Consider the following 5,454-nt stretch of genomic DNA (forward strand, 5'->3'; position numbering starts at 1 on the left):
GCCTCGCGGCGGTGGAACTCGGGGCGCTGCTCGGCGCCCGCGTCATCGCCTGCGCCTCGTCGGAGGACAAGCTCGCGGTCGCGCGCGAGCACGGGGCCGAGATCGGCCTCGTCTACGACCCGGCGACCTTGCGTGACGCCCTCAAGGAGGCGACCGGGGGCAAGGGCGTCGACGTGGTCTACGACGCTGTCGGCGACGCGTTCTCGGAGCCGGCCTTCCGCGCGCTGACCTGGCGCGGGCGCCTCCTCGTCGTCGGCTTCGCCGCCGGCGAGATCCCGCGCCTGCCGCTCAACATCATGCTGCTCAAGGAACTCGACGTGATGGGCGTCCACTGGGGCGTGTTCACCGAGCGCGAGCCGGAGGTGCACCGCGAAAACCAGCGCCAGATGCTGGCCTGGGTCGCCGAGGGTCGGCTGACCGCGCGGGTGCACGGCGCCTACCCCCTCGAAGACTACGCCGCGGCCCTCGGCATCCTCAGCCGCCGCGAGGCGGTGGGCAAGGTGCTGCTGCGGCCCTGACGCCTCAGATCAGGCCCTGCGCCTTGGCGAGCGCCACGAGGTCGCCCTGCGGCCGGGCGCCGATGTGCTGGATCACCTCCGCCGCCGCCAGCGCGCCGAGGCGGGCCGCGGTGACGTAGTCGAGGCCGCGGGCGTGCCCGGCCAGGAAGCCGGCGGCGAAGAGGTCGCCGGCGCCGGTGGTGTCCACGACCTCGCGCACCGGCGACGCCTCGACCGAGCGGATCTCGCCGCCCTTCACCACCATCGCGCCCTCGGACGAGCGCGTGACGAGGCCGAGGAGGTGCTTGCCGCGGCCGTCGCGTTCGTCGCGCAAGGCCTTGAGCGCCGCGTCCGGGTCGTCGGTCTGGTACAGGCTCTGCAGCTCGCCGATGTTGGCGAACAGGATGTCGACGCTGCCGTCTCGGATCAGGCCGAGGAATTCGTCGCGGTAGCGGCCGACGCAGAACGCGTCCGAGAGGGTGAGCGCCACCGCATTGCCGGCACCGTGCGCGATCGACACCGCCTTGCGGAACGCGTCCTTGGCGGCCGGCGGGTCCCAGAGGTAGCCTTCGAGGTAGACGACGCGGGCGCTCTCGACGACCGCCTCGTCGAGGTCGGCGGGCGACAGGCCCTGGCATGCGCCGAGATAGGTGTTCATCGTGCGTTCGCCGTCCGGCGTCACCAGCACGAAGCAGCGGGCGGTGGCGGGGCCGTCGGTCGCGGCCGGCACGCCGAAGGCGACGCCGGTCGCCTTCAGGTCGTGGCTGAACAGGCGGCCGAGCTCGTCGTCGCGGACCTTGCCGACGAAGCCGGTCTTGGCGCCGAGCAGCGCGGCGCCGACCGCCGTGTTGGCGCCCGACCCGCCCGACACGATCGTCGCCGGCCCCATCGCGGAAAACAACGCCTCGGCGCGCGGCTCGTCGATGAGCGCCATCGCGCCCTTCGGCACGCCCTGGTCTGCGAGGAAGCCCTCGTCTGTGCGGGCGATGACGTCGACGATGGCGTTGCCGAGCACCAGGAGGTCGAGCTGAGCGGTCATTCGGTCGTCCCTTCGAAATCTGCCCGCGCTCTCGCACCGGCGTCCGAACGGGTCAAGCGAGGCGGCTCAGGCGTCGGCGAACATCTCGGCGACCGGCACGTCGAGGCCGAGCGGATCGAGCCGGAGCACGCCGTCGGCCGCGATCCGCGACTCGATCACCTCGGCGCCACGGCGGTGATGGATGACGAGGCGTTTGACGGGATCGACGATCAGGTAGTGCATCACGCTGGCGAGGCTGAAATACCCGGCGAACTTGACGCCGGTGTCGATCGCCTTGGTGCTCGGCGAGATCACCTCGACGACGATCAACGGATCGTTCACCTCGACCGCGTCGGCATCCATCCGGGAGCCGCACACGACGAGGGCGTCCGGCTCGAAAGCAGTGGTCGGATCGATCCGCACGGTCATGCCGTCCGGAAACACCTCGCACGGGAGGCCGCCGGCACGAACCGCGGCGTGCAAGGCTACGAAGATCCTAGATTTGGCGCGGGCATGCCGTGCGCGCTGCGGCGAGATGGCGAAGACTTCGCCGTTCAGAATTTCGTGGCGGCCAGGTCGATCCTCGGCCCAGGTCAGGAACTGATCCAAGTCATTCCCGGATCGGGCCGAAGCTTGGGCTGAGCGCTCATCGGCCGATCCTAGCAGTCGGCGACGCCGTCGCGAAGCGGCGGCTACTGCATCGACTTGACTTCGCACTGCGCGTAGTCGGCACTCGCCTTCACGTAGGCGTTGAGCTTCTGCAGGTAGCCTTCGGCCAGAGGCCGAAAGGCCTGGAGCTGCAGGTTGTAGGCCTTGATCGCGTCGTTGTAGCTGTAGGCCTCCCAGCCGGGGCATCCGCCCTTGGCGTCGAGGCAGGCGGGCTTTGCCGGCAGGGCCGGCTTCTCCGGCTTGGCCGAGGCCGGCGGCGGCTCCGGCAGGGGGCAGGCCGCGAGTGCCGCCCTGGGGGCGACGAGCGCCAGGGCGAACAGGGATCGGCTCAGGAAACCGCGCATGGACAGGTCGAGCTCCGTTCGGCCCGCGTCGGGGCCGGCCGGGTTGTGCGTCCGCGTGCCTCCGGGAGCAAGGCGGTCATCCGGCCGGTTGGACGCGGTGCGGCCGCTCCACCCGCGGCGCGGGCTTGCGCGCAGCCGGCATCCCGCGAACCAGGGCGACCACCGGCAGCAGCAGGCCGATGGCGAGCACCCACCAGGCGGGGCGGATCACGTCGGAGAAGTCGAGGTTGGCGCCGAGCACGAGGTCGGCCGGGATGCCGCTCTTGATCCCGTACCACGCCGCCTCGATCCCCGCCGTCGCGAGGCCGGCGGCGACCGCCAGCAGCGCCAGCGACCACGGCCGCATCGGCAGGCGGACGCGTTGCATCAGGCGCCAGCCCATCAGCAGCACGAAGAGCCCGGTCCAGAACACCGGGTCGGAGACGTCGATCTTCGATTGCAGGAAGTAGTGCAGCAGGCCGAGAATGCCGATCGCGTAGGCCGCCTTGTGCAGCCGCGTCCAGTTCTTTCCCATCCGCCGGATCGCAGCATCGGTCGAGGTGGCGCCGAGCGCGATCAGGCCGAGGAGCGCGACGAAGCCGATCGTCAGGTAGAACCGCAGTGCGATCTCGGACACGACCTTGGCGAGGTCGAAGTTCTGGTCGACCACGTAGAGCGTCAGGTGCGCCAGCGCGTAGGCCAGGGTGGTGACCCCGATAAGGCGGCGGACGTTGATCAGCTTCGGCCAGTTCGCCACCCGTCGCAGCGGCGTGACCGCAAGGGAGGCCAGCAGGAAGCGGATGGTCCACTCGCCGGTGCCGTGGATCAGCGCCGTGATCGGCTTGGGCCCGAGGGTGTTCGTCGCGTAGGCGCCCGCGAGGTAGCAGGCCGGCGCGACGGCGAGCAGGAACGCCGCGAGCTTCAGGAGCGAAAGGCGCCCGGTGCGGTCGAGCCAGGGCAGCGGCAGGGCGTGGGACCGGGCGTCGGACATGGCGGCTCTTCGTATCGGCTGTCGGTGACGGTTCGCGGCCCGGAACGGCCGGCGGGGAACGCTCGCGATCCATTCGCTGGGTTCGCCCCACGGTTACGGATGCGGGCCGTTTTCGGTTTCGAACGCGCGAAGACGGTTGACCGCACCGGAGCGCGGCCGAGATAGCCCCGCAACCCAACGACGCAGGATCGCATCCGATGGATTACCGCACGCTTGGCCGCTCCGGCCTCAAGGTCTCGCCGATCTGCCTCGGCACGATGATGTTCGGCGGCGCCACCGACGAGGCCGATTCCGCGCGCATCGTCGCCAGCGCCCGCGAGGCGGGCGTGAACTTCATCGACACGGCCGACGTCTACAACGCCGGCGTCTCGGAGGAGATCACCGGCCGGGCGATCGCCGCCGACCGGCATGCCTGGGTGCTGGCCACCAAGGTGGCGAACCCGATGGGCGACGGACCCAACGACCGCGGCCTGTCGCGCGTCCACGTGCTCCGCGCCGCCGACGAGAGCCTGCGCCGGCTCGGCACCGACTTCATCGACATCTACTACCTCCACCGGGAGGATCACGCGACGCCGCTCGACGAGACCGTGCGGGCGATGGAGACGCTGGTCCGACAGGGAAAGATCCGGCATTTCGGCGTCTCGAACCACCGCTCCTGGCGCATCGCCGAGATCTGCCGCCTGTGCGACGCCTACGGCATCGACCGGCCGGTGGTGAGCCAGCCCTATTACAACGCCTTGAACCGCATGCCCGAGACCGAGCACCTGCCGGCCTGCGCGCATTTCGGCATCGGGGTGGTGCCGTACTCGCCGCTCGCCCGCGGCGTGCTGACCGGAAAGTACGATCCCGACGCCCCGCCTCCGGCCGACACCCGCGCCGGCCGCCAGGACACGCGGATGATGCAGACGGAATGGCGCCCGGAATCGCTACGCATCGCCCGCACCCTGAAGGACCATGCCGAGGCCCGCGGCATCACCGCCGGCCAGTTCGCCTTCGGCTGGGTGATGAACAACCGCGCGGTGACAGCGGTCATCGCGGGTCCGCGCACGCTGGCGCAGTGGACCGACTACCTCGGCGGGCTCGACTACGCCTTCACCCCAGAGGACGAGGCCCTGGTCGACGGCCTCGTCGTGACCGGCCACCCCTCGACGCCCGGCTACAACGATCCGGCCTACCCGGTCGAGGGCCGCGTCACGGTGAGCGGGACCAAGGCCTGAGGCACGTATCGATCGATCGGGTCCAATATTGGCGCAGGCAAGATTGGCGCAGGACGACACGGCCGTCGGGAAGGAGGATTAAAGGTCGATTCACGCAAAAGGCCCTAGCGTGATGGTCGTTGCAGTTCCTGCGTATCCGAAGTGCCATGCCCCCATCCGTCGAGGTCGCGCCCGACCTGTCCGGGCTGATCGAACTGTCGCGCATCGCGCATCTCGACCTGAAGCCCGTCATCCTGCGGGTCCAGACCGATCTGTTCGTGCAGGCGGCCAACCGCGACAAGTCGGACATCGAGTCCTTCGCATCCCTCGCCGGCGGGCTGATCCCGATCGTCGACGAGGAGACGGCGGCGATCGTCGCGGAGAAGCTCGCGCCCTTCGCCGACACGCCGCAATCCGTTCTGGCCACCCTCGCCGCCCGCGGCGGCCGCGTCCGCGACATCGTCCTGGGGACAGCCGTCACGCTCTCGCCCGCCCTGATCGACGCGGCGCTCCTCGACGGCGCCGACCTCGGCTCGGCGATGGCCGGGCGGCCCGGCCTGCCCCGCGCAGTCGTCGCCGAGTTGGCGCAGCGCGGCGATCCGGCGATCGACCGGGCGCTGGCCGGGAACCTCGCGATCACCCTGCGCAGCGACAGCGCCCGCCACCTCGTTGGCCGCGGTCGCGCCGACCCGGACCTCGCCGGACTGCTTCTGGCGCGCCCGGACCTCGCGGCCGACGACCTCGCGCCGCTCTACCTGCA

General features: G+C 70.7%; 7 protein-coding genes. 3 read left to right on the forward strand and 4 right to left on the reverse strand.

Annotated features, from left to right (window positions below):
- The coding region (locus FV222_RS16110) for a zinc-binding dehydrogenase (RefSeq protein WP_147815080.1) at positions 1-518 on the forward strand (518 nt) is incomplete at its 5' end.
- A gap of 4 nt (positions 519-522) precedes the next feature.
- Here the strand turns inward: FV222_RS16110 and FV222_RS16115 are convergent.
- From FV222_RS16115 to FV222_RS16130, 4 genes are all read right to left on the reverse strand, one after another.
- Positions 523-1,536, reverse strand: a complete 1,014-nt coding sequence (locus FV222_RS16115; RefSeq protein WP_147751078.1) for an adenosine kinase — start codon at positions 1,534-1,536, stop codon at positions 523-525.
- Between the two features lie 66 nt (positions 1,537-1,602).
- A complete protein-coding gene (locus FV222_RS16120; protein WP_348644940.1) occupies positions 1,603-2,232 on the reverse strand; it encodes a Uma2 family endonuclease in 630 nt (209 codons plus the stop codon).
- Positions 2,208-2,528 carry a hypothetical protein gene (locus FV222_RS16125; protein WP_147751076.1) on the reverse strand — a complete coding sequence of 107 codons (321 nt, stop codon included), beginning with the start codon at positions 2,526-2,528 and terminating at the stop codon, positions 2,208-2,210. The genes FV222_RS16120 and FV222_RS16125 overlap by 25 nt, the downstream gene beginning before the upstream one ends.
- Before the next feature lie 76 nt (positions 2,529-2,604).
- On the reverse strand, positions 2,605-3,498 hold the full coding sequence (locus FV222_RS16130) for a protein-methionine-sulfoxide reductase heme-binding subunit MsrQ (RefSeq protein WP_147761484.1): 894 nt from the start codon (positions 3,496-3,498) through the stop codon (positions 2,605-2,607).
- A 197-nt stretch (positions 3,499-3,695) separates the two neighbouring features.
- Here FV222_RS16130 and FV222_RS16135 point away from each other — a divergent pair, with 197 nt between their 5' ends.
- Together FV222_RS16135 and FV222_RS16140 are read left to right on the forward strand one after the other, a co-directional pair.
- Complete coding sequence (locus FV222_RS16135) at positions 3,696-4,715, forward strand: aldo/keto reductase (RefSeq protein WP_147815084.1); 1,020 nt, start codon at positions 3,696-3,698, stop codon at positions 4,713-4,715.
- 146 nt (positions 4,716-4,861) lie between these two features.
- A partial coding sequence (locus FV222_RS16140) for a DUF2336 domain-containing protein (RefSeq protein ID WP_147815086.1) occupies positions 4,862-5,454 on the forward strand: 593 nt, incomplete at its 3' end.

This window comes from Methylobacterium sp. WL103 (assembly GCF_008039885.1).
In the GTDB taxonomy this organism is placed as follows: domain Bacteria; phylum Pseudomonadota; class Alphaproteobacteria; order Rhizobiales; family Beijerinckiaceae; genus Methylobacterium; species Methylobacterium cerastii.